Origin of the sequence: Caenimonas sedimenti (genome assembly GCF_007833165.1) — a bacterium.
GTDB classification, from domain to species: Bacteria; Pseudomonadota; Gammaproteobacteria; order Burkholderiales; family Burkholderiaceae_C; genus Ramlibacter; species Ramlibacter sedimenti.
The window spans coordinates 148,355-170,711 of the sequence record NZ_VOBQ01000012.1 but is presented as its reverse complement, the minus strand read 5'-3'; the positions used below and the strand labels follow the sequence as shown (position 1 = coordinate 170,711).

The following is a 22,357-nucleotide window of genomic DNA, read 5'->3' as shown; positions in this document are numbered from 1 at the left end:
CATTGGCGAAAGACGAGAACGAGGGGCTGCCCACATGGACAAACGCAAGATCCTGCTGATCGACGACGATGATTCGGTGCTCGTGTACCTGACGGCCAAGCTGTCAAAGGTGTTCGACGTCGTCTCGACGGTCGATGCGACCGAGGCCGCGGCGCTCGCGCGCACCCACCTGCCGGACGTCATCCTGTGCGACATCGACATGCCGGAGATGAGCGGCGGCGAGGTGGCGAAGGTGCTGGAGGAAGACACGCTCACGGCGCGCATTCCCTTCATCTACCTCACGTCACTGGTGTCGCCCTCGGAGACCAAGGACATGGACGGCATGGTGAGCGGGCGGCCCGGCGTGTCGAAGCGCGCGCAGCTTTCGGAGCTGCTGGAGCGCATCGAGGAAGTCCTCAAGCGCCCAGGCGCCCAAGGCTAGTCAAAGCTCCCCGGTCCACTCGGCGTGGGCCTTGGGCGGTTTGCGGAAGATGATTTCACCGGTGGGCACGTGCACCACGCGGATTTCGCTGCTGGGGGTGAATGACTTGGCGGCGAGTGTGATGGCGAGCGACAGGTCGCTCACATCGAGCTGTTGGGAGCCCTGCGCGGGCCAAAGCCGCCCGGCGATGGGCTGGTTGCTCTCGATCCGGTAGTCGGAAGTCATCGGACTCTCCAGGTTCTTGTCTCTTGCTGGTTCTTCTTCATGGTAGGCCGCGCTTGTGGCTATGGCGTGACAGTGGTTGCAAGTGGAGCGTCACAGCGGTAACGAGGCGCAAGGCGGCACGCACTTCCAAAGTTACCGGCACGGTGGCGGGCGTCTGTAGGAGAGCGCGCCGTGGGTTGTAGGATATGCGCGTGGCATTTTTTGCAGTGCACAACGAGGAGCGGCGGATGCGCGAGGCCAGGAACCGTGGTTTCACCCTGATCGAGATCCTGGTCGTGGTCGCCATCATCGGCATCCTGGCCGCGGTGGCGATGCCCATGTACCAGGACTATTCCAAGCGCGCGAAGCTGACCGAAGTGGTCCTGGCGGCCTCCGCCTGCCGCACCACCGTGACCGACGTCTACGTGCAGTCCGGCACGACGGCGGTGTCCGCCGCCACCTTCGGCTGCAACGTCAGCGCCGTTGCCAGCCGTTACGTCAAGACGATTTCCACCGACGACAAGGGCGCCATCACCGTGGTGGCGCTGGGCTTCGACGACCTGGACATCGACAATCGCGCGATCGTCCTGACGCCCTACCACGACAACACGACGGTGAAGGACCCGGCCGTCGCCGGCCACCTGGGCCAGCCGGTGTTCAAGTGGGTCTGCGGGCCCCGGCCCGCCCAGGGCATCCCCGCGCGCCTGCTGCCGCATTCCTGCCGGGGCGCCTGAGTCCCTCGCCGATCGGTGGAAACCCTCGCGCCCGCACCCCCGGGCGCGCCTAGCATTGCCGCTGCCCATTCTTCCAAGGAAACGCCATGCACAAGTTCCTGATCGCGACGACCCTCGTCTGGCTGGCGGCGGGTTGCGCGCAGATGCCGTCCTCCGCACCGCCCACTGTTTCGCCCGTGGCCGGGCCGGTGCCGGCTGGTGCGCCCGCATGGCAGCAAGGGCGGGACGCGAATCAGGCCGCATCGCGGCTGGCCCCTTTGCCGGGCAAGCTGACGGCGACGCCGCCAGCGGAGATCCCGGTGCAGAACCTCAAGCTGCCGCCGGGCTTCCGCATCGAGCTGTGGTCGCATGGAACCCCCGGCGGCCGCGCGATGGCGCGCAGCGACAGCGGCAAGATCTACATCGGCACGCGCGGCATCGGGCGCGTCTACGAGATCACCGACAACGGGCGCGAGCGCACCAGCCGCGTCGTCGTGGACAAGCTGAACCAGCCGGCGGTGGCCTTCCACAACGGCGCGCTCTACGTCTTCGCCATCGACAAGGTGCTGCGCTACGACGGCATCGACCGCAACCCGAACGCGCAGCCGGTGGACCTGACGGCGCGCTTCAACCTGCCCCCTGAACAGCACCACAACTGGAAGTACATCCGCTTCGGCCCCGACGGCAAGGTCTACGTGCCCTTCGGCGCGCCCTGCAACATCTGCATCCCCGGCGAACCGTATGCGCAGATCCGCCGCTACGACGCCGACGGCTCCAACATGGAAGTGGTCGCGCGCGGCGTGCGCAACACGCAGGGGTTCGACTGGCACCCGGTCACACGCGAACTCTGGTTCACCGACCATGGGCGCGACTGGATGGGCGACGACAGCCCCGAGGACGAGCTCAACCGCATGGCGCGGCCCGGCCAGAACTTCGGCTTTCCGTACTGCCATGCCAACGGCATCGCGGACCGCGACATCCGCAAGGACCGGGCTTGCGATGGCGTCACGCTGCCGGTCGCCGGCATGGGGCCGCACGCCGCGGCGATGGGGCTGCACTTCTACACGGGCGCCATGTTCCCGCCCGAATACCGCAACGCGATGTTCGTCGCGCGCAAGGGTTCCTGGAACCGTTCCAAGAAGTTCGGCTACGACGTGGTCATGGTGAGCAGTGACGCCAGCGGCGCCAATGCGCGCGTGACGCCGTTCGTCACGGGCTTCGCCAACGCGGACGCCGACACCTTCTGGGGCCGGCCGGTTTACTTCCTGCAGCAGGCCGATGGCTCCCTGCTGCTTTCGGACGAGCAGGTCGGCGCCATCTACCGCATCAGCTATGCGCGTTGACGGAGCGCGGCGGCTCGTTCGGGCCGCCGCTGCCGTCGCAGCATTCATCGCGGGCCCGGGACTGGCGCAAGGCCAGTCCGCGCCGTCGCCGCAACTGCAGCTGTGCATGGCCTGCCATGGACCGCAGGGCAATTCGCAGATCCCCACCACGCCGTCGCTCGCAGGGCAGCCCCGGCTGTTCCTGGAGAACCAGCTGGTGCTGATCCGCGAGGGTCTGCGCAATATCCCCGAGATGAAGGGACTGCTCGATGGCGTGAAGGATGCCGAGATCGTGGCGATGGCGCAGTACTTCGCCGAGCAGAAGCCGGCGGCGCGCACGGGCACGGTGAACGACGCGACGTGGAAACGCGGCGAGGCACTGGCCGCGAAGATGCTGTGCGCCAGCTGCCACCTGCCGGATTATTCGGGCCGCCAGCAGATTCCGCGTCTGGCGGGCCAGCACGAGCCCTTCCTGCTGCTGTCGATGAAGCAGTTCCGCGACCAGCCCGGGTTGGGCCGCGACACCATCATGGCGGCATCGTTGTACGGCCTGAAGGACACCGAACTGGCGGACCTGGCCCACTATCTGGCCCACTTCCGGTAGTTTTCGACGACGGCGGGCGGGCGGCGGCCCAAATTTCCGCCACACCCGGCCCCTGTTGTGGCAAGGTGTGGAAGCAATGAGCTTCGATGTCCACATCATCAAGCGCAACCCGGCGTTCGTCCGGGTGGAGTTGAAGGGCCAGCCTTCGCTCGACCAGTTCATCTCCATGCTCCACCTGATCGGCATCGAAAGCGACGCCTGGGCCGGCCGGCCGGTGCTGTTCGACCTGCGCGGCGTGCGCACGCATTTCACCGCGGCGGAACACGCGCAGATCGGCAAGGAAGTCGCCGCGAGCATGATCCACATCTCCCGTGTCGCCTCGCTCGTGCGGCCGCATCGGATGACGCGTGCGGGCGAGAAGGTGGCGCGGCGCGATGGCCTCGACGTGCGCATGTTCGACTTGCCCGAGGCCGCGATCGACTGGCTGACGAGCCCGCCGGGCAGCGATCCGGCGCCGCTGGACCGCCAGGCGTCCTCTGTGTCAGGCGCCGAGCCGACCTCCTGCTCCTAGCGGCAGTCTGCGGGTCGCCGCACGCAGCCGGGTACAGTGCGGGCCTGCGCTTTTCCTCCACCCGATTTCTCAAGGCCCACCATGACCACGCTCGGCACGCCCCTGTCTCCCCATGCCACCAAGGTCATGCTGCTGGGAGCCGGCGAGCTGGGCAAGGAAGTGCTGATCGCGCTGCAGCGCCTGGGCGTGGAAACCATCGCGGTGGACCGCTATGAGCATGCCCCCGGCCACCAGGTGGCGCATCATGCGCGCACCATCACCATGAGCGATCCGGCGCAGCTGAAGGCGCTGATCGAGGCCGAGAAGCCCGACCTGGTGGTGCCGGAGATCGAGGCCATCGCCACGCCGATGCTGCAGGAGCTGGAAGCCGCCGGGGTGGTGAAGGTGGTGCCCACGGCCCGCGCCGCGCGCCTGACCATGGATCGCGAAGGCATCCGCCGCCTGGCGGCCGAGACGCTGGCCCTGCCGACCAGCCCCTATCAGTTCTGCGATTCGCTGGCCGAACTTCAGGCCGCCATCGATGCGGGCATCGGCTACCCCTGCATCGTCAAGCCCGTGATGAGCAGCAGCGGCAAGGGTCAGAGCAAGATCGAAGGACCCGCCGATGTGCAGAAAGCCTGGGACTACGCGATGGCGGGTGGCCGCGTGAGCCACGGCCGCGTGATCGTCGAGGGCTTCATCGCCTTCGACTACGAGATCACGCTGCTCACCGTGCGGGCCCGGGCGGCCGACGGCAGCATCCAGACGCACTTCTGCGACCCCATCGGCCATGTGCAGGTGAGCGGCGACTATGTGGAGAGCTGGCAGCCCATGCCCATGCCGCCGCAGGCGCTGCAGCGCTCGCGCGAGATTGCCAAGGCCGTCACCGACAACCTGGGACAGGGCTTGCAGGGCGAACCGGCCGGCCTGGGCCTGTTCGGCGTGGAGCTGTTCGTGCAGGGCGAGCAGGTGTGGTTCAGCGAGGTCAGCCCGCGGCCGCACGACACGGGCCTGGTGACACTGATCACGCAGTGGCAGAGCGAGTTCGAACTGCACGCACGTGCCATCCTGGGGCTGCCCGTGGATGCCAGCCTGCGCAACCCGGGCGCCAGTGCCGTGATCTATGGCGGCATGGAAGCCCAGGGCATCGTGTTCGACGGCGTCGATGAAGCGTTGGCCCTGCCGGGGACCGATCTGCGCCTGTTCGGCAAGCCCGAGAGCTTCAGCAAGCGACGCATGGGCGTGGCGCTGGCGCGCGGTGCGGACACCGATCAGGCCCGCGCCGTGGCGAAGCAGGCAGCGGCCCGGGTGAAGCCGCGCCGGGCCTGAGGAAATCTATCGGCGCATGCAGTCCCGGTAGGCCTGACCGTAGATCAGGTCCCGCGCCGCGGGGTCCTCGAACGATCGGCGATACGCTTCGGCCCGGCAGGTCACCTCTTGGGTTGAGGCAATGGTTGCCGCAACCACAGGGGTCACCACGACGGCGGGGCCGGGGTTATTCAGTGATCGCGTTTCAGCGGCCGGCATGAAGCCTGGATCGACGGCGCATCCGGCCAACAATGCCCCGAACGCGGCGGCGGTGGAGATGAAGCGGGGAAGAGCATGGGTCATGCAAAGAGAGTACATGCTTCCGCTCGTCACGGCTCGGATTCACGCCGACGGTCTCAGCGCGTTCGCAGCCGTCCCGGGGCTGTTGGCCAGCAGAATGCCGCTGATCGGCAGCCGCACTTCGAAGTGCGCGCCGGGCGCCTCCCCGAGGCCTCGCATCCCCTCTTGGCGCGCTTGATCGGCCACACGGTGCCAGCGGGCTGCCAGGGCCATCGTGTCGGCGTCCAGGTCCTCGGGCGCAGTGTCCAGCGCGGCGCTCCAGGCCTTGAACGCGGCAGCCACGCCGTCCGGGCCGCCGAACGCGCTCTCCAGCGACTTTGCATATCGGCCTTCGGCTTCGACCCGGGCGGTCGATGTGAGGGCGGGCGCATTGACGAGCGCGACGAAATAGGGGTACGGCATGAGGTTTTCCAGTGCTTGTATTGACACTGTAAAAGCATACAGTACATTGCAGCGCGGCGTGCCGGCTTTGCGCTGCGAGCTGTACCATAGCCCTTCCACTTCGCAGGACAGACCATGATCCGTAGTCGCTTCCCCATCGCAGTCGTATTCGGCATGTTGCTCGCGTGCTTGGCATCGACAACTGCCTCTGCTCAAGCGTCCGGGATGACTGCGAAGCCGCTACTGCGAACGACCCTGAGCGGGGACGACACCAAAGAGACAGTCATGCTCGCGGTTGAGTTCGCGCCTGGAGGTACGACGGGCCGCCACACGCACCCAGGAGATGAGTACACCGTCGTTCTTCAAGGCACACTCGAGCTCACTGCCGAAGGCCGTGCAGCACGGCGGGTGACGGCAGGCGATGTCTATCACAACCCCAAAGGTCTGATCCATCAGGCAACGAACGTTGGCGATACTCCTGCGCGTGTTGCCATCACGTTCGTGGTGGACAAGGGCAAGCCAATCACCCAACCGGTCACCAATTGATGGCCGGTGCACTGCATCGGTGATGCGGGGTTCGAGGAGCGCTCAAGCTGCAGGGACGGGACGGTCCCGGAGACTGGCGGACGCCCGGCTGGCGCCCCCGGCGGGAATCGAACCCACATCTAGCGCTTAGGAGGCGCTCGTTCTATCCATTGAACTACGGCGGCGGCGGGCGCCATTGTAGGGGGCTGTCCACGTGCGCGCCATCTAGGCATTCACGGCGATCAGCTGTCCCGTGGTGAAGCGCAGCCGGTGCGACAGCTGCTTGGCGATGTTGTTCAACAGCAGCTGCGCGTCATGCGGATATTGCTGGGCCCAGGTGGCGAAATTGTTGCGGGACAGCAGGAACAGCTGGCAGGAACTGGTGGCGGTGGCCTTGCCCGATCGCGGTGTGCCATCGAGGAAGGCCATCTCGCCAAAGACCATGCCCGTGCCGAAGCTCGCCACGCGCAGCGCCTCGGAGCCCGGCGCCGCGGGCACCTCGATGCTGACGTTGCCGGCCAGCACCACCAGCAGCGAGCCGTCGTTGTCGCCGGCATTGAACACGGGCATGCCGGCCGCCACCGTGATCACCTTGCCATGGCTGGACAGCAGCCGCCGGCCTTCGTCGCTCATCTCGGCCACCAGGGGCAGGGCATCGACCCGCGAGTACGGCTTGTTCTGCAGCGCCGGGGCGATGCCCTGGCGGCGCAGGATTTCGTTCTCGGCCCACTCCAGCGCCTTGTCGGTGTTGCTGAACATCATGATCGTTTCGGACAGCATCTTGCGCACGTCGGCGGTCGGGTGGCTCAGCATGAATTCGACGTGCGTGCGCTGGAACTCGTCGGCCATGCGCTTGAAGGCTTCCAGCGCGGTCAGGTCCCAGTGCGTCACGCGGTGCGCATCGACCAGCAGCACGTCCATGTTCTTCGGGTTGACCAGGCGGCTGATCTCCTCGCGGATGCGCCGGGCGACGGCGAAGCTCGCGGTGCCTTGCAGCGCGATGACCACGCAGCGCTCGCCCGAGCGGCGGATCAGCGCGTCTTCTTCCTCGTTGCGCCAGCGGCGCGAGCGGATGTCCTTCAAGGTGTAGGTCGAGCGGATGATGGTGCCCTCGACGCCTTTCACCAGCTGGCCGACCGCCACGGCGAAGCCGGCCAGCATGGCGAAGATGCCGCTGGAGAGCGCGAAGACGAGGCCGATCAGCCATGTCTGCCACCACATCTGGCGCTCGCCCTGGCTGCGGCCGGGGCGCTCGAACAGGCTGGGCTCGAGCAGGTTCAGGCCGATGATCACCAGCGCCGCCACGACATAGACCAGCGGCAAGCGGTTCAGGCCCAGCCAGACCAGCCCCACCAGGCCCAGCAGCCCGGCGATCACGACCAGGTTGCCCAGCCAGATGGCCTGCGCGTTCTTGATGCCGTTGTCGTAAAGGGGCCGCGTCGCGGCGATCATGCTCGAGGCCGGCACCAGGCCGAACCACGGCAACGTGATCATGGTGATGGCGCTGGCGCGCAACTCGCCGTTGAGGTCGTAGGCATCGCCCGTGAGGTTCTCCAGCGCCGCGGCGTTGCCGGCGGCGTCCACCATGAAAGTGAAGGCGACGAACAACGCCTGCCCGATCAGCACGGTGATCACGGGCAGCAGCGCCTGCAAGTGGTCCACCTGCGGCACGGCGCCGCCCAGATTCTGCGGCAGCCAAAGCGGCAGCAGGTCCATCGGAGCCTTGACTGCCGGTGCTGCGATCCAGCCGAACGGGATGCTGGTGACGTACTCGATGCCCCAGACGACAGCGGCCGCAACGGGCAGCAAGAGCAGCAGGTAGGGCTTGTTGGGGTGCTTCTTGCGCCAGGGGAGCGCCACGGCCAGCAGCACCAGCACCAGGAAGGCCGCGGCGATCGCGGCGATGGGGTACTGGAAGCCGCCCTTGGCGTTGATGAACCAGCCTCCCAGCGTCTTGACCTGGATCCAGAGGATCGTGAGGCCGAAGCCGAGGCTGAGGCCGCGGCCCACGGGGGCCGGCAGGTAGCGGGCGAAGGCGGTGGCGCCGGTGCGCACCGACAGCCAGATGACGATGCCCGCGACGGTCATGCAGGCCGCCGCGAGCGCCATCACGCCCGCGGCCTGCAGCTTGAGGGAGGGCGCCAGGCCGATGCAGGTGGTCAGGGTGGACGCGTACAGCAGCGCCGCGCCCGGACGCACGCCGAAGATCGCGCCGCCGCCGCGCGCCAGGATGAACATGATCGTGATGCCGGCGATGGCGGACCACAGGCACCACAGGGGGTTGAGGGGCAGGCCCACCAGCAGCAGCGGCGCATAGGCGATGGCCACCAGCGCCAGCGTCTGCGGCAGGATGGTGCCCAGCGCCAGGAGGCCGCCCGTCAGCGCCCCTCCGGCCGCCTTGGGGAGGGGAAGATCGACGTCTTCCTCGACGAGGATGGAAAGGCGGCCTGTGCTCACCCGCCGCATGCTAGCAGCCGAGCTGCAATCCGGCTACAAATCGAAACGAAGGTGTTGCTACTTCGTCAGCAGCCGCATGGCTTCTTCGAGGCCCTTGATGGTGAGCGGGTACATCCGGTGGTTCACCAGCTGCTGCATGACGCTGATGCTTTGCCGGTATTGCCAGACGCCCTGCGGCTCCGGGTTGATCCAGGCGAACTTGGGGAAGGCATTGGTCAGGCGCTGCATCCACTCGGCGCCGGCTTCCTCGTTGTTGTATTCCACGCTGCCGCCCGGCTGCAGGATCTCGTAGGGGCTCATGGTGGCGTCGCCCACGAAGATCAGCTTGTAGTCCTTGTTGTACTTGCGGATGATGTCCCAGGTCGGGAATTTCTCGCTGAAGCGCCGCCGGTTGTTCTTCCACATGAAGTCGTAGACGCAGTTGTGGAAGTAGTAGAACTCCAGGTGCTTGAACTCCGCCTTGGCCGCGGAGAACATCTCTTCCACCCGGTGGATGTGTTCATCCATGGTGCCGCCCACGTCCATCAAGAGCAGCACCTTCACGTTGTTGTGGCGCTCTGGCACCATCTTGATGTCCAGCCAGCCGGCGTTGGCGGCGGTGGAGCGGATGGTGTCGTCGAGGTCGAGTTCGTCGGCCGCTCCCTCGCGCGCGAACTTGCGCAGGCGGCGCAGCGCGATCTTGATGTTGCGCGTGCCCAGCTCCTGCGTGTCGTCGTAGTCCTTGTAGGCCCGCTGGTCCCAGACCTTCACCGCGCTCTTGTTGCGGCTCTTGTCCTGGCCGATGCGGATGCCCTGCGGGTTGACGCCGTAGGCGCCGAAGGGCGAGGTGCCGCCGGTGCCGATCATCTTGCTGCCGCCCTCGTGGCGTTCTTTCTGCTCCTCGAAGCGCTTCTTCAGCGTCTCCATCAGCTCGTCCCAGCCCATTTTCTCGATCTTCGCGCGTTCTTCCGGCGAGAGTTCGAGCTCGAGGTTCTTGCGCAGCCACTCGAGCGGGATGTCCTTGGTGAAGTCGGCCAGCATTTCGACGCCCTTGAAGTAGGCGGAGAAGGCGCGGTCGAACTTGTCGTAGTGCTTCTCGTCCTTCACCAGCGCCGTGCGCGAAAGGAAGTAGAAGTCGTCCATGCTGTAGGCGCCGTCGCTCTCGGGGCCGACCACGCCCTCCTTCACCGCTTCGAGCAGGACCAGGTATTCCTTGACCGAGACCGGCAGCTTGGCACTGCGCAGGGTGTAGAAGAAGTCGATGAGCATGTCAGGTCTCCCGGGGCCGGGTCAGCTGATATTGCAGGTGCGCTTTCACCTCCGGCCATTCGCCGGCGGTCATGCTGTACATCACCGTGTCGCGGATGGTTCCGTCGCGCCGCGGCGAGTGGTGCCGCAGCACACCGTCCTTTTTCGCGCCCAGGCGCTCGATCGCGCGCTGGCTGGCGAAGTTGTAGTTGTCGGTGCGCCAGCCCACCAGCTGGGCGCCGAGCGTCTCGAAGGCGTGCGACATCAGCAGCAGCTTGCAGGTGGTGTTGACGTGGCTGCGCTGCCAGCTCTTGCCGTACCAGGTGTAGCCGATCTCCACGCGTTCCACCGGCACGACGATGTCGTGGTAGCGCGTGCTGCCGATCACGCGGCCGCTCGCGGTGTCGACCACGACGAAGGGCAGCATGTGGCCTTTGTCGCGGCCCTTGAGGGCATCCTGCACGTACTGGGCGGCTTCGCCCGGCGCGGGCACCGAAGTGACGCGCAGGTTCCAGAGTTCGCCGTCGCGCGCGGCCGCCTCGAGCGCGGCCACGTGGTCCGCCGTCATCGGCTCCAGCCGGACGGAGGGCGCCTCCAGCGTGACGGGTTCGGGTTTGCGCATCACTCGCCCTTCCTGGCTTTCGCGCGCCAGCGGCGCGCCACTTGCAGACCCAGGCCGCCGCCCAGGCCGACCAGCACGATGCCCCCGAGCGTGCTGCCGCCATACCCCGGGGCCAGCGGATCGAATCCCAACAGCTTGCCGAGCCAGTAGGCGACCAGTGCGCCGCCCACGAAGCCGATGGCGTCGGTCAGGCCTTCGAGCAGCAGCGGATGCATGGCGCGATTTACCGGTTGTGCCGCTGCATGAACACCAGTTTTTCGAACAGCGTCACATCCTGTTCGTTCTTCAGCAGGGCGCCCACCAGCGGCGGCACGGCGACCTTCTCGTCCTTGCTTTGCAGCGCCTCGGCCGGGATGTCCTCGGCCACCAGCAGCTTGAGCCAGTCGAGCAGCTCCGACGTGCTGGGCTTCTTCTTCAGGCCGGGCAGGTTGCGCACGTCGTAGAAAGTCTTCATGGCCGAGGCCAGCAGTTCCTTCTTGAGGCCGGGGAAGTGCACGTCGATGATGCGCTTCATCGTGTCGGCGTCCGGGAACTTGATGTAGTGGAAGAAGCAGCGGCGCAGGAAGGCGTCGGGCAGCTCCTTCTCGTTGTTCGAGGTGATGAACACCAGCGGCCGGTGCTTGGCCTTGACGAGCTCGCGCGTCTCGTAGACGTAGAACTCCATGCGATCAAGTTCGCGCAGCAGGTCATTGGGGAACTCGATGTCGGCCTTGTCGATCTCGTCGATCAGCAGCGCCACCGGCTGGTCCGCCGTGAAGGCCTGCCACAGCACACCCTTGACGATGTAGTTGTGGATGTCCTTCACCTTCTCGTCGCCCAGCTGCGAGTCGCGCAGGCGGCTCACGGCGTCGTATTCGTAAAGGCCTTGCTGGGCCTTGGTGGTGGACTTGATGTGCCACTGCAACAGCGGGACGTTGAGCGCCTGGGCCACTTCCTCGGCCAGCATGGTCTTGCCGGTGCCCGGTTCGCCCTTCACCAGCAGGGGGCGCTTCAGCGTGATGGCGGCGTTCACCGCCAGCATCAGGTCTTGCGTGGCGACGTAGTTCTCGGAGCCTTGGAACTTCATGGGGATGGGGCAGGGTGCTGGCGGAACGGGGGCGGGGAGCGCCCTCGATATAATCGCCGGTTGATCGAAACGGACCTCTCTGCTGGGATTGTGCGCGCAAAATGAACAAGTTGTTGACCACGCTTTTCGCCCTGGGTGTCGCTTGCGCGACCAACCTGGCCCAGGCACAGGCTCCCGCCGCTTCCGCGCCGGCGGCGGCGCCTGCCGCGGCAGGCGCCAAGCCAGCCGCCCCGGCCCCGGCGCCCGCCGGTGCCAAGTCCATCGAGGCCAAGGTCGCCATGTGCATCGGCTGCCACGGCATCAAGGGCTACCAGGCCAGCTTCCCCGAGGTGCATCGCGTGCCGATGATCTCCGGCCAGAGCGCCAAGTACATCGCCGCCGCGCTGAACGCCTACAAGACCGGTGAGCGCAAGCACCCGACGATGCGCGGCATCGCGGATTCGCTGACCGACCAGGACGTGAAGGACATCTCGGCCTACTACGAGAACCACGGCAAGGACGGCAAGACGCTGGCCGACAAGCCCAGCCGCGAGCCGAGCCCGCAAGTGGCCGCGCTGCTGCAGAAGGCGGCCTGCGCCTCGTGCCACGGCGCCAACCTGTCCAAGCCGATCGACCCGAGCTACCCGAAGATCTCCGGCCAGCACGCCGACTACCTGTTCGTCGCGCTCAAGGCCTACAAGGCGGACAACAACGCCAACGTCGGCCGCAGCAACGGCGTCATGGCGGCCATCGCCAAGCAATTCTCGAATGCGGAATTGAAGGCGCTGTCGGGGTATGTGGGGTCGCTCGAGGGTGAGTTGAAAGTCGTTCCTGAGAGCAAATTCCGATAGGTCGTCGCCTTGCGTAGGCTGGGGTGAGCGGCGCAGCCCGAACCCCAGCAGGCGCTGGATCGCTGGGGTTCGGCTGCGCGCTCACCCCAGCCTACGAGGTCAATCCTTTGTCGCGCGCCGCTGCACGCAGGCCACGTAAGCCTCCCCATCCGGCGGCCGCCCCGACCGCTGGCTCTCCCACAGCATCTGCCCCAGGCACTCCATCGCTTCGTGGTGCGCGTCGTGCAATGAGTCGCGCCGCGCCGCCAGCAGCTCCACCGCCTGGCGGATGCCGCGCGGCTGGTCGATGGAGCACTGCTCGCTGATCGACAGGTGCATCGAAAGATGCAGGAATGGATTGGTCCGGCCGCCCGCGCCGTCGTAGACACGGGCGACGGCGGCGTCCGCATCCTCCACCTCGGGGTGGTACTCGGGATGCTCGGCTAGCCACTGCCCGGCCAGCGTTTCAAGCGCATCCATGGGCGCGCCGCCCCTCGATTTGGTGTGCACGGCGCAGAAGAATCGCCGCACCTCTTCCTGGCTGGGATTGAACATGGGCCAAGGCTAGCACTTTGGTGAATGTCTAGAATTCCCCCGACCATGATCGACAAGATTGCGCCCTCCGTGGCCGAGGCACTCGCCGGCACCCCCGACGGCGCGACGGTCATGGTCGGCGGCTTCGGCACGGCCGGCATCCCCGGCGAGCTGATCGACGGGCTCATCGCCCAGGGCGCGCGCGACCTCACCATCGTCAACAACAACGCGGGCAACGGCGACCACGGCCTGGCGGCCCTGCTGAAGGCCGGCCGGGTGCGCAAGGTCATCTGCAGCTTTCCGCGCCAGGCCGACAGCCAGGTGTTCGACGCGCTGTACCGCAGCGGGCAGGTCGAACTGGAACTCGTGCCGCAAGGCAACCTGGCCGAACGCATCCGCGCAGCCGGTGCGGGCATCGGCGGCTTCTTCACGCCGACAGGCTACGGCACCGAACTCGCCAAGGGCAAGGAGACGCGCGAGATCGATGGGCGCATGTACGTGCTGGAGTCGCCGATCCATGCCGAACTGGCGCTGATCAAGGCCGAGCGCGGTGACCGCTGGGGCAACCTCACCTATCGCAAGGCCGCGCGCAATTTCGGGCCGGTGATGGCGATGGCGGCGCGCCGCACCGTGGCCTCGGTGCACGAGATCGTGCCGCTCGGGGAACTGGACCCGGAGACGGTGGTCACGCCCGGCATCTTCGTGCATCGCATCGTGCAGGTGCCGCGTACGGCAACGCAAGCCGGTGGCTTCCAGAAGGCGGCCTGACATGAGCTACGCCAGACGAACCAAGGACCAGCTCGCCCAACGGGTCGCCCGCGACATCCACGAAGGCGCGTACGTCAATCTCGGCATCGGCATGCCGACGCTGGTGGCGAATCACCTGCCGCAGGGCCTGGAAGTGCTGCTGCACAGCGAGAACGGCATCCTGGGGATGGGCCCGGCACCCGCTGCCGGTACCGAAGACTACGACCTGATCAACGCCGGCAAGCAGCCCGTGACGCTGCTGGCTGGTGGCGCCTACTTCCACCACGCCGACAGCTTCGCCATGATGCGCGGCGGCCACCTGGACATCTGCGTGCTGGGCGCCTTCCAGGTGTCCGCCACCGGGGACCTGGCCAACTGGCACACCGGCGAAGAGGGCGCGATTCCGGCGGTGGGCGGCGCCATGGACCTGGCTGTCGGTGCGAAACAGACCTGGGTGATGATGGACCTGCTCACCAAGCAGGGCGAGAGCAAGCTGGTGGAGCGCTGCAGCTACCCGCTCACCGGCATCGCCTGCGTGAAGCGCGTCTACACCGACCTCGCCACCCTGGAATGCACGCCGCGCGGCCTGCGCCTGATCGACACCGTGCCCGGGCTGTCGCATGCGGAACTGGAGCAGCTCGTGGGATTGCCGATCATGGCCCCATGAGCCACCGAAAGACCCAAGGAAACACACCATGAGCCAGCAAGCCTTCATCTGCGACGCCATCCGCACGCCTTTCGGCCGCTACGGCGGCGCACTGTCGTCCGTGCGCACCGACGACCTCGGCGCCATCCCGCTGAAAGCGCTGATGGCCCGCAACCCGAAGGTGGACTGGGCGGCCGTCACCGACGTCCTGTACGGCTGCGCCAACCAGGCCGGCGAGGACAACCGCAATGTGGCGCGCATGGCCGCTTTGCTGGCGGGCCTGCCCATCGACGTGCCGGGCGCGACCATCAACCGCCTGTGCGGCTCCGGGCTGGATGCGGTGGGCAGCGCGGCGCGCGCCATCAAGGCGGGCGAAGCCACGCTGATGATCGCCGGTGGCGTGGAGAGCATGAGCCGCGCGCCCTTCGTCATGCCCAAGGCCGAAAGCGCCTTCTCGCGCACCAACGCCGTGTACGACACCACCATCGGCTGGCGCTTCATCAACAAGCTGATGAAGGAGATGCATGGCGTCGACTCCATGCCCGAGACGGCGGAGAACGTCGCGACGGACTACAAGATCGAGCGTGAAGCGCAGGACCGGATGGCCTTGGCGTCCCAGCTGAAGGCGGTGGCCGCGCAGAAGTCCGGCTTCTTCGATGGCGAGATCACGCCGGTCACCATCCCGCAGAAGAAGGGCGAAGCCATCGTGGTCAAGCAGGACGAGCATCCGCGCGAGACCTCGCTGGAGGCGCTGGCGAAGCTCAAGGGCGTGGTGAAGCCCGATGGCACCGTGACGGCCGGCAACGCCAGCGGCGTGAACGATGGGTCCTGCGCCCTGCTGCTGGCTGACGAAGCCACCGCCGCAAAGTACGGCCTGACGCCCCGTGCCCGGGTGGTCGGCATGGCCACAGCCGGTGTCGCACCGCGAATCATGGGCATCGGCCCCGCGCCGGCCACGCAGAAGCTGCTGGCGCTGACCGGGGTGAAGCTGGACCAGATCGACGTGATCGAGCTGAACGAAGCGTTTGCCGCGCAGGGGCTGGCCGTGCTGCGCACGCTGGGGCTGCGCGACGACGATCCGCGCGTGAACCCGAACGGCGGTGCCATCGCGCTGGGGCATCCGCTGGGTGCCTCGGGTGCGCGGTTGGCGACGACGGCCGTGAACCAGTTGCACCGCACCGGCGGCCGCTATGCCCTGTGCACCATGTGCATCGGGGTGGGGCAGGGCATCGCGGTCCTGCTCGAGCGGGTGTAGTGCAGCCCTTCCTGTACACCAGCCAGCCGGCCCGGGTCATCTTCGGGGCCGGGAAGATGGCCCAACTGGGGCAGGAGATCGAGGCGTTGGGTGCCCGACGCGCACTTGTCCTGTGCACGCCCCAGCAGCGTGACTCGGCACAGAAAGTGATGCGGCTGCTGGGCGACCGCGCCGCCGGCATCTTCGACCAGGCGGTGATGCACGTCCCCATCGAAAGCGCGCGTGAAGCGCGCGAAGCCGCGCGGCGCCTCGATGCCGATTGCGCCGTGGCGATCGGCGGCGGCTCGACCACCGGGCTCGGCAAGGCGATTGCGCTGGATTCGGGCCTGCCGATCATCGCCATTCCCACCACCTATGCCGGCAGCGAGATGACGCCGATCTACGGCATCACCGAGGCCGGCGTCAAGAAGACCGGCCGCGACATGCGGGTGCTGCCCCGCACGGTCATCTACGACCCGGAGCTCACCCTGGGCCTGCCGGTCGCGCTGAGCGCCACCAGCGGCATCAACGCGATCGCCCATGCCGCCGAAGGGCTCTACTCGGCCGACGGCAACCCCGTGATGGCGCTGATGGCGGAGGAGGGCATCCGCGCGCTGGGCCAGGCGCTGCCGGCCATCGTGCGTGACCCCCGGGGCCTGGCGGGGCGCGCCGATGCACTGTACGGCGCATGGCTATGCGGCACCGTGCTCGGCCACGTCGGCATGGCGCTGCACCACAAGCTGTGCCACACGCTGGGCGGCAGCTTCAACCTGCCGCATGCGGAAACGCACACCATCGTCCTGCCGCATGCATTGGCCTACAACGGCCGGGCCGCGCCGGACGCCATGCGGCGCATCGCGCGTGCGCTGGGCGGCACGGACGCGGCGCAGGCCGTCTACGACCTGGCCCGCGCGCTGGGTGCGCCGCTCGCCCTGCGCGACATCGGGCTGCGCCAGCAGGACCTGGACCGCACGCTCGACATCGCGCTGCAGAACCAGTACCCCAACCCGCGTCCGCTCGAACGCGAGGCCCTGCGGCGCCTGCTGCAGAACGCTTTCGACGGCACCCGGCCCAGCCCCGATTGACCGCCCGCCCGCCTGGGGCGTAGCCTGCCAGTCTTTGCCCGGCAAGGACTGCAAGCATGGATGCCACCGACACGCTCGAATTCGACGGCAAGCGCTACCTCGGCGGGCCAGCGTCCGACCCCAACGTGCTGGGCTGGATGCAGGGCACGCCGCCGGCGGCCGAACGGCGGGTGACTTTCGCGGGCGACCGGTTTTTCGCCTTTCCCGAGATCCGCTGGAGCCTGTCGCACATGCGCGAGCTCGTGCCGACCGCCAACGTCTGGCGCGGCGAGACCGCGGCGAGCCCGCTGGGCCAGCCATCGCCCGCCGACGCCGCGGCCATCGACGCCCTGCCGTTCACCGACATGAACGGGCAGCCGCGCCGCTGGGACGCCGCCCTGCACGACACCTACACCGACGGCATCGTGGTCCTGCACCGCGGCAAGCGCATCTACGAGCGCTACTTCGGCGCGTTGCAGGCGCACGTGCCGCACAGCTGCTTCTCCATCACCAAGTCGTATGCCTGCACCCTGGCGGCGGCGCTGGTGCACGAAGGCGTGCTGGACGAGACCAGGCTGGTGCCGCACTACCTGCCGGAGATGCAAGGGACCGCCTACGCGAACGCGACGCTGCGCCAGGTGATGGACATGCAGATCGGCGTGGCGTATTCCGAGCTGTACTCCGACCCGAAAGCGCAGATCTGGGACTACTCGCGGGCCGGTGGCCTGCGTCCACGTCCTGCCGGCTACAGCGGCGCGCAGAACTTCTACGAGTACCTGCAGACTTTGCGGCCCGAAGGCGAACACGGCCAAGCCTTCGCCTACAAGACGGTCAACACCGAGCTGCTCTGCTGGGTGATGAAGCGCGTCACCGGCGTGGCGCTGGCCGACATGCTGTCGCAGCGCATCTGGGCGCCCCTGGGCTGCGAGCAGGATGGCTACCTCACCGTGGACCCGATCGGGGTGCCCATGGGCGGCGGCGGCCTCAACGCCGCCTTGCGCGACATGGCGCGCTTCGGCGAGCTGATGCGCTGCGACGGCGCCTGGGGCGGCCGGCAGCTGCTGCCCGCGGCCGTGGTGGCGGACATCCGTGGCGGCGCCGACCCGGCGAAGTTCGCCAAGGCCGGCTACACGCTGCTGCCCGGCTATTCCTACCGCAGCATGTGGTGGGTCACGCACAACGAGCACGGTGCCTTCGAGGGCCGGGGCATCCACGGCCAGCGGCTCTACGTCGCGCCCAAGGCCGAACTGGTGGTGGCCCGTTTCGCCTCGCACCCCGTCGCGGCGAGTGCCGCGAACGATCCGTTGACCTTGCCTGCGCTGCTGGCCCTGGGCCGTATGCTGGGGGCTGCCTGAACACACTCAAGGAGAAGTCGCATGCCCCTTTCCCACGCCCCGGCACGCCGGCGCTTCATCGCCGCCGGCGCCGTGCTGCTCGCCGGTGCTTCACTTGCTGCTTGCGCCCCGATGCAGGCCGCGGCGCCCGCCCGGCCCAACAAGGTTGTCTTCCAGGTGAGCGACAACGATCCGGCGAAATGGGGCCTCGCGCTCAACAACGCCTACAACGTGCAGGCGGACCTGGGCGCCGATGCCGTGGAACTGGAGATCGTCGTGTACGGACCCGGCATCAACATGCTGAAGGCGGGTTCACCGGCCGCGGCGCGCATCGCGAGCGCCATGAAGGCCGGCATCCAGGTGGTGGCGTGCGAGAACACGATGACCAACCAGAAGCTGGCCAAGTCCGACATGCTGCCGGACCTGGGCTACGTGCCGGCCGGTGTGACGCAACTGATGAAGCGCCAGCAGCAAGGATGGTCCTACATCCGGCCATGAGCGATCACAACGACCTCCAGGACAAGCAACTCATTCGCGAGCTGGTGGAGCGCTGGGCCGTCTGGCGCGACGCCGGCGACTGGGACCGCTTCGCGACCTGCTGGCATCCCGACGGCGTGATGATGGCGACCTGGTTCCAGGGCCCGTTCCAGGACTTCATCCGCGTGACGCAGGAGGGCTGGGCCAAGGGCGTGAGCATCCTTCATTTCCTGGGCGGCTCCGCGATCGAGGTGGCCGGCGACCGGGCCATCGCGCAGACCAAGATGACGATCTCCCAGCGCGGCATGGTCGAAGGGGCGGACGGTCCGGTGTTGTGCGACGTGGTCTGCACCGGGCGCTTCCACGATTTCGTCACGCGCCATGAAGGCCGCTGGAAAGTCCTGCATCGCCAGCCGATCTACGAGAAGGACCGCATCGACCCGGTCGATCCGACCGCGCAGCTCAAGCTCGACCAGGCGTTGCTCGCGACCTTTCCGGAAGGCTACCGCCACCTGGCATACATCCAGACGCGCATCGGCTACAAGGTCAAGATGGACATGCCCATGCTCAAAGGTGACGTGGTGCAGGAGCTCTATCGGCGAGGCGAGCGCTGGCTCGCCGGCGGCCCACTGGAACGCTGAAATGGGCACGCACGCTCGGCATTCGGCCAGAATGAAGCTCTGAACCATTTCCCTGGAAGTCCCTCATGAACGTACTCGGCATCTGCGGCAGCCTGCGCAAGGATTCGTACAACCGCATGGCGCTGCTCGCGGCCCAGAAGCTCGTGCCCGCCGGCATGCGGCTCACCATCGCCGATCTCACGCCCATCCCCTTCTACAACGAGGACGTGCGCACGGCCGGTGAACCCGAAGCCGTGACGGCGCTGAAAGCGCAGGTGCGCGCCGCCGACGCGCTGCTGATCGTCACCCCCGAGTACAACTTCTCCATTCCCGGCGTGCTGAAGAACACGCTCGACTGGATGTCGCGCCCGCCCGAACCGCCGTTCGACGGCAAGCCCGTGGCCATCATGGGCGCCAGCATGGGCCCGGTCGGCACGGCACGCATGCAGTACGACCTGCGCAAGGTGCTGGTCTTCATGAACACCTTCACCGTCAACAAGCCCGAGGTGTTCATCGCCAATGCGCAGACGAAGTTCGACCCGCAGGGCACACTGACCGACGAGGCCACCGCCAAGTTCATCGGCGACCTGCTGGTGTCGCTGCAGAAACTGGCCGCGCGCGTGAAGTGAGCCGCGGTCCGGAGACAATGGAGGCTTGAGCCTCCCGCTGGTCACCGATCCTTTCTTCTACGCCGTCGCGATCCCCGCCGTCCTGCTGCTGGGGGTGAGCAAGAGCGGCTTCGGCGCCGGCTTCGGTTCGCTGGCGGTGCCCATGATGGCGCTGGCGGTCACGGTGCCGCAGGCCGCGGCGATCCTGATGCCCATCCTGTTCGTGATGGACGTGATGGGCCTCGCCGCCTTCCGAAAGCACTGGGACAAGGACCTGATCAAGTTCCTGGTGCCGTTGGGCCTGGTCGGCACCCTCGTCGGCACGCTGCTGTTCAAGATGCTCGATGCGCGCACGGTCGCCGGCATCGTGGGCGTCTGCACCTTGCTCTTCCTGGCGCAACGCCTCCTGTTCCCTCCGCGGCCCGACAGCCCGCACCCGCCGAAATGGCTGGGCGCGCTGCTCACCGTCACATCGGGCTTCACCAGCTTCGTCGCGCATGCGGGCGGACCGCCGGTCAACGCGTACGTCATCCCGATGCGGTTGCCGCCGCTGGTGTTCACGGCGACGATGTCCGTGTTCTTCTTCGCCGTGAACCTGAGCAAGTGGGTGCCGTATGCCTGGCTGGGGTTGCTGGACATGCGCAACATGAGCACCTCGCTGGCACTGCTGCCGTTCGCGCCCATCGGCGTGATCGTGGGCGTGAAGCTGGCACACCGGATCCAGCCGTTGCTGTTCTACCGCCTGATCTACATCGGCATGTTCCTGACCGGGTGCAAGCTGGTCTGGGACGCGGTCGGCGCCTAGTCGTCCTTGTCCCACCCCGGCGGCCGCCGTTCACCGCGGTGGCCGCGTCCGGCGAGTTCGGCGCGCTCGCTCGCCATCTGCTCCTCCAGCTGCTGGCGCCCTTCCTTCACCACCGCGATGAGCTTCGCCCGGTCCTTGTGGTGCGGGTACATCTTCTCGAACAGTTCGAGGTTGTGCCGGCGAAAGCGCATCGCGTGCCTGCGCGCCTCGTGCGGCGCCGAACCCAGCACTTCGAGCACGGTGCGCGCGCTGCGCAGGCTGGATTCGAACACCTCGCGCTCGACCCGCATCACCCCGCGGTCGCGCAGGGCGTTCCAGTGCGTCACGTCGCGGGCACGGGCCACGATCTCCAGGCCGGGAAAGTGTTCGCGCGCCAGGTCGACGATGCGCAGCGACTGCTCCTTGTCGTCGACCGCGACGACCAGCACCCTGGCGCGGGTGGCGCCCGCGGTGCGCAGCAGGTCGAGCCGTGTCGCGTCGCCGTAGTGCACCTGGTAGCCGAAGGAGCGGGCGGCCTCGATCATGTCGGCGTCGTGGTCCAGCACCGTGGCCTTGATGCCTTGCGCACCGAGCATGCGGCCGATGATCTGCCCGTAGCGGCCGAAGCCCGCGATGATCACCGGGGCGTCCTGCGGCTCGCTGATCTCATCCATCGTGCGCTGGCCCTGCGCGAAGCGCGGCAGGAGCCAGCGGTCGATGGCCACCAGCAGCAGCGGGCTCACGAGCATCGACACAGCCACCGCGCCGATCAGCAGCGAGGCCGTTTCCGCCGGGAAGACACGCGCCCCGGCCGCCGCCTGGAACACCACGAAGGCGAACTCGCCGCCCTGGGCCAGCAGCAGCGTGAACACGGGCCGTTCCTGCAAGGGGATGCCCATGGGCCTGGCGATCAGCCAGATGACCACGCCTTTCAGCAACAGCAGGGCCAGCACGATGGCCGCCATGACGCCGGGCGAGCGGGCCAGCACGCCGAAGTCGATGCTCATGCCCACGGCGATGAAGAAGAGGCCGAGCAGCAGGCCCTTGAACGGCTCGATGTCGGTTTCCAGTTCGCGCCGGTATTCGCTCTCGGCCAGCAGCACGCCGGCGAGAAAGGCGCCCAGCGCCATCGAAAGCCCCACGAACAGCATCAGCGCGGCGATCGCCACCACCAGCAGCAAGGCGGCGGCGGTGAAGATTTCCGGCGTTTCGCTCTTCGCGATCCAGCGCAGGGTGGGCCGCAGCAGCAGGCGGCCGCCGAGGATGATGCCGCCGATCACGCCGACGACCTTCAGCGCTTCCAGCCACTGGTTGGCATCCGCGGCATGCTCCGCTTGCGCCACGCCCAGCAACGGCACCAGCGCCAGGATCGGGATGGCGGCGACATCCTGGAACAGCAGGATGGAAAAACCGGCCTGGCCGCTGCTGGTGGGCAGCAGGTGGCGCTCGCCCAGCACCTGCAGCGCGATGGCGGTGGACGAGAGGGCCAGGCCCAGCGAGGCGACCAGGGCGGTCTTCCATGGGGCGCCCGCCGCGACCCCCGCCGCGAACAACAGGGCCGCGCAGCCCAGCACCTGCGCGCTGCCCCAGCCGAAGATGGGGCGGCGCAGGCTCCAGAGGCGGCGCGGTTCCAGTTCCAGGCCGATCAGGAACAGCATCAGCACGACACCGAATTCGGCGAAGTGCAGGATGTCCTCGACGTTCGTGACCAGGCCGAGGCCCCAGGGCCCGATGGCGATACCGGCCGCCAGGTAGCCCAGGATCGAGCCCAGGCCGATGGCTTTCGAGAGCGGCACGGCGATGACCGCGGCGCCCAGGTAAATGAGGCTGCTGGTCAGCCAGGCGGGTGCGTGTTCCAAG

At 67.5% G+C, this 22,357-nt stretch carries 27 protein-coding genes and 1 tRNA gene; 17 read left to right on the top strand and 11 right to left on the bottom strand.

Features of this window, described 5'->3' with window-relative positions:
• Positions 1 to 34 precede the first annotated feature (34 nt).
• Positions 35 to 421 carry a response regulator gene (locus tag FN976_RS15660; RefSeq protein ID WP_145893969.1) on the top strand — a complete coding sequence of 129 codons (387 nt, stop codon included), beginning with the start codon at positions 35 to 37 and terminating at the stop codon, positions 419 to 421.
• On the opposite strand, the gene FN976_RS15655 is transcribed toward FN976_RS15660, so the two are convergent.
• On the bottom strand, positions 422 to 646 hold the full coding sequence (locus FN976_RS15655; RefSeq protein ID WP_145893968.1) for a hypothetical protein: 225 nt from the start codon (positions 644 to 646) through the stop codon (positions 422 to 424).
• 191 nt (positions 647 to 837) lie between these two features.
• Between FN976_RS15655 and FN976_RS15650 the strand changes: the two genes are divergently transcribed.
• The 5 genes from FN976_RS15650 (at position 838) to purT (ending at position 5,083) form a co-directional block, all read left to right on the top strand.
• A complete protein-coding gene (locus FN976_RS15650) occupies positions 838 to 1,359 on the top strand; it encodes a pilin (protein ID WP_284699198.1) in 522 nt (173 codons plus the stop codon).
• Between the two features lie 86 nt (positions 1,360 to 1,445).
• Positions 1,446 to 2,681: a PQQ-dependent sugar dehydrogenase gene (locus FN976_RS15645; protein WP_145893967.1), complete on the top strand. Its 1,236-nt coding sequence runs from the start codon at positions 1,446 to 1,448 to the stop codon at positions 2,679 to 2,681.
• Complete coding sequence (locus FN976_RS15640) at positions 2,671 to 3,264, top strand: c-type cytochrome (RefSeq protein ID WP_255440465.1); 594 nt, start codon at positions 2,671 to 2,673, stop codon at positions 3,262 to 3,264. Before FN976_RS15645 ends, FN976_RS15640 begins: the two co-directional genes overlap by 11 nt.
• 76 nt (positions 3,265 to 3,340) lie before the next feature.
• Positions 3,341 to 3,775 (top strand): STAS/SEC14 domain-containing protein, encoded by a 435-nt coding sequence (locus FN976_RS15635; protein WP_145893966.1) that lies wholly within the window; start codon positions 3,341 to 3,343, stop codon positions 3,773 to 3,775.
• 81 nt (positions 3,776 to 3,856) lie between these two features.
• Positions 3,857 to 5,083: a formate-dependent phosphoribosylglycinamide formyltransferase gene (gene purT / locus FN976_RS15630; protein WP_145893965.1), complete on the top strand. Its 1,227-nt coding sequence runs from the start codon at positions 3,857 to 3,859 to the stop codon at positions 5,081 to 5,083.
• 6 nt (positions 5,084 to 5,089) lie between these two features.
• On the opposite strand, the gene FN976_RS15625 is transcribed toward purT, so the two are convergent.
• Both FN976_RS15625 and FN976_RS15620 read right to left on the bottom strand, forming a co-directional pair.
• Positions 5,090 to 5,380, bottom strand: a complete 291-nt coding sequence (locus tag FN976_RS15625) for a hypothetical protein (RefSeq protein WP_222432825.1) — start codon at positions 5,378 to 5,380, stop codon at positions 5,090 to 5,092.
• 24 nt (positions 5,381 to 5,404) lie between these two features.
• A complete protein-coding gene (locus FN976_RS15620) occupies positions 5,405 to 5,764 on the bottom strand; it encodes a hypothetical protein (RefSeq protein WP_145893963.1) in 360 nt (119 codons plus the stop codon).
• A gap of 114 nt (positions 5,765 to 5,878) precedes the next feature.
• On the opposite strand from FN976_RS15620, the gene FN976_RS15615 reads away from it, so the two are divergent.
• Positions 5,879 to 6,289, top strand: coding sequence for a cupin domain-containing protein (locus FN976_RS15615; RefSeq protein ID WP_145893962.1), 411 nt, complete (start codon positions 5,879 to 5,881; stop codon positions 6,287 to 6,289).
• Between the two features lie 89 nt (positions 6,290 to 6,378).
• Here the strand turns inward: FN976_RS15615 and FN976_RS15610 are convergent.
• From FN976_RS15610 to FN976_RS15585, 6 genes are all read right to left on the bottom strand, one after another.
• A tRNA-Arg gene (locus FN976_RS15610) sits at positions 6,379 to 6,453 on the bottom strand.
• A 40-nt stretch (positions 6,454 to 6,493) separates the two neighbouring features.
• The gene (locus FN976_RS15605) at positions 6,494 to 8,725 is read right to left on the bottom strand and encodes a cyclic nucleotide-binding domain-containing protein (protein WP_186510919.1); all 2,232 of its coding nucleotides are present in this window, start codon (positions 8,723 to 8,725) and stop codon (positions 6,494 to 6,496) included.
• 57 nt (positions 8,726 to 8,782) lie between these two features.
• Positions 8,783 to 9,973 carry a vWA domain-containing protein gene (locus tag FN976_RS15600; RefSeq protein ID WP_145893960.1) on the bottom strand — a complete coding sequence of 397 codons (1,191 nt, stop codon included), beginning with the start codon at positions 9,971 to 9,973 and terminating at the stop codon, positions 8,783 to 8,785.
• 1 nt (position 9,974) lies between these two features.
• A complete protein-coding gene (locus tag FN976_RS15595; protein ID WP_145893959.1) occupies positions 9,975 to 10,574 on the bottom strand; it encodes a GNAT family N-acetyltransferase in 600 nt (199 codons plus the stop codon).
• Positions 10,574 to 10,789 (bottom strand): hypothetical protein, encoded by a 216-nt coding sequence (locus tag FN976_RS15590; RefSeq protein WP_145893958.1) that lies wholly within the window; start codon positions 10,787 to 10,789, stop codon positions 10,574 to 10,576. The genes FN976_RS15595 and FN976_RS15590 overlap by 1 nt, the downstream gene beginning before the upstream one ends.
• An 8-nt stretch (positions 10,790 to 10,797) precedes the next feature.
• Positions 10,798 to 11,640: an AAA family ATPase gene (locus tag FN976_RS15585; RefSeq protein WP_145893957.1), complete on the bottom strand. Its 843-nt coding sequence runs from the start codon at positions 11,638 to 11,640 to the stop codon at positions 10,798 to 10,800.
• 101 nt (positions 11,641 to 11,741) lie between these two features.
• Between FN976_RS15585 and FN976_RS15580 the strand changes: the two genes are divergently transcribed.
• Positions 11,742 to 12,470 carry a c-type cytochrome gene (locus tag FN976_RS15580; RefSeq protein WP_145893956.1) on the top strand — a complete coding sequence of 243 codons (729 nt, stop codon included), beginning with the start codon at positions 11,742 to 11,744 and terminating at the stop codon, positions 12,468 to 12,470.
• A gap of 99 nt (positions 12,471 to 12,569) precedes the next feature.
• Here the strand turns inward: FN976_RS15580 and FN976_RS15575 are convergent, their stop codons facing one another.
• On the bottom strand, positions 12,570 to 13,004 hold the full coding sequence (locus FN976_RS15575; RefSeq protein WP_145893955.1) for a DUF1841 family protein: 435 nt from the start codon (positions 13,002 to 13,004) through the stop codon (positions 12,570 to 12,572).
• A 45-nt stretch (positions 13,005 to 13,049) separates the two neighbouring features.
• Here FN976_RS15575 and FN976_RS15570 point away from each other — a divergent pair, with 45 nt between their 5' ends.
• From FN976_RS15570 to FN976_RS15530, 9 genes are all read left to right on the top strand, one after another.
• Positions 13,050 to 13,751 (top strand): 3-oxoacid CoA-transferase subunit A, encoded by a 702-nt coding sequence (locus tag FN976_RS15570; protein WP_145893954.1) that lies wholly within the window; start codon positions 13,050 to 13,052, stop codon positions 13,749 to 13,751.
• Position 13,752: 1 nt separating this feature from the next.
• A complete protein-coding gene (locus FN976_RS15565; RefSeq protein ID WP_145893953.1) occupies positions 13,753 to 14,397 on the top strand; it encodes a 3-oxoacid CoA-transferase subunit B in 645 nt (214 codons plus the stop codon).
• Positions 14,398 to 14,425: 28 nt separating this feature from the next.
• Positions 14,426 to 15,631, top strand: a complete 1,206-nt coding sequence (pcaF, locus tag FN976_RS15560) for a 3-oxoadipyl-CoA thiolase (RefSeq protein WP_145893952.1) — start codon at positions 14,426 to 14,428, stop codon at positions 15,629 to 15,631.
• Positions 15,631 to 16,695, top strand: a complete 1,065-nt coding sequence (locus tag FN976_RS15555; RefSeq protein ID WP_145893951.1) for a maleylacetate reductase — start codon at positions 15,631 to 15,633, stop codon at positions 16,693 to 16,695. Before pcaF ends, FN976_RS15555 begins: the two co-directional genes overlap by 1 nt.
• A gap of 56 nt (positions 16,696 to 16,751) precedes the next feature.
• Complete coding sequence (locus tag FN976_RS15550) at positions 16,752 to 18,029, top strand: serine hydrolase domain-containing protein (protein ID WP_145893950.1); 1,278 nt, start codon at positions 16,752 to 16,754, stop codon at positions 18,027 to 18,029.
• Between the two features lie 21 nt (positions 18,030 to 18,050).
• Positions 18,051 to 18,506, top strand: a complete 456-nt coding sequence (locus FN976_RS15545) for a DsrE family protein (RefSeq protein WP_145893949.1) — start codon at positions 18,051 to 18,053, stop codon at positions 18,504 to 18,506.
• Entirely contained in the window at positions 18,503 to 19,126 is a 624-nt protein-coding gene (locus FN976_RS15540; protein WP_145893948.1) for a nuclear transport factor 2 family protein, read from the top strand. The genes FN976_RS15545 and FN976_RS15540 overlap by 4 nt, the downstream gene beginning before the upstream one ends.
• Positions 19,127 to 19,191: 65 nt before the next feature.
• Positions 19,192 to 19,734, top strand: a complete 543-nt coding sequence (locus tag FN976_RS15535; protein WP_145893947.1) for an NADPH-dependent FMN reductase — start codon at positions 19,192 to 19,194, stop codon at positions 19,732 to 19,734.
• Between the two features lie 25 nt (positions 19,735 to 19,759).
• Complete coding sequence (locus FN976_RS15530) at positions 19,760 to 20,518, top strand: sulfite exporter TauE/SafE family protein (RefSeq protein ID WP_145893946.1); 759 nt, start codon at positions 19,760 to 19,762, stop codon at positions 20,516 to 20,518.
• Here the strand turns inward: FN976_RS15530 and kefC are convergent.
• Complete coding sequence (gene kefC / locus FN976_RS15525) at positions 20,515 to 22,356, bottom strand: glutathione-regulated potassium-efflux system protein KefC (protein ID WP_145893945.1); 1,842 nt, start codon at positions 22,354 to 22,356, stop codon at positions 20,515 to 20,517. The two genes, FN976_RS15530 and kefC, sit on opposite strands and share 4 nt — an antisense overlap.
• Position 22,357 lies beyond the last annotated feature (1 nt).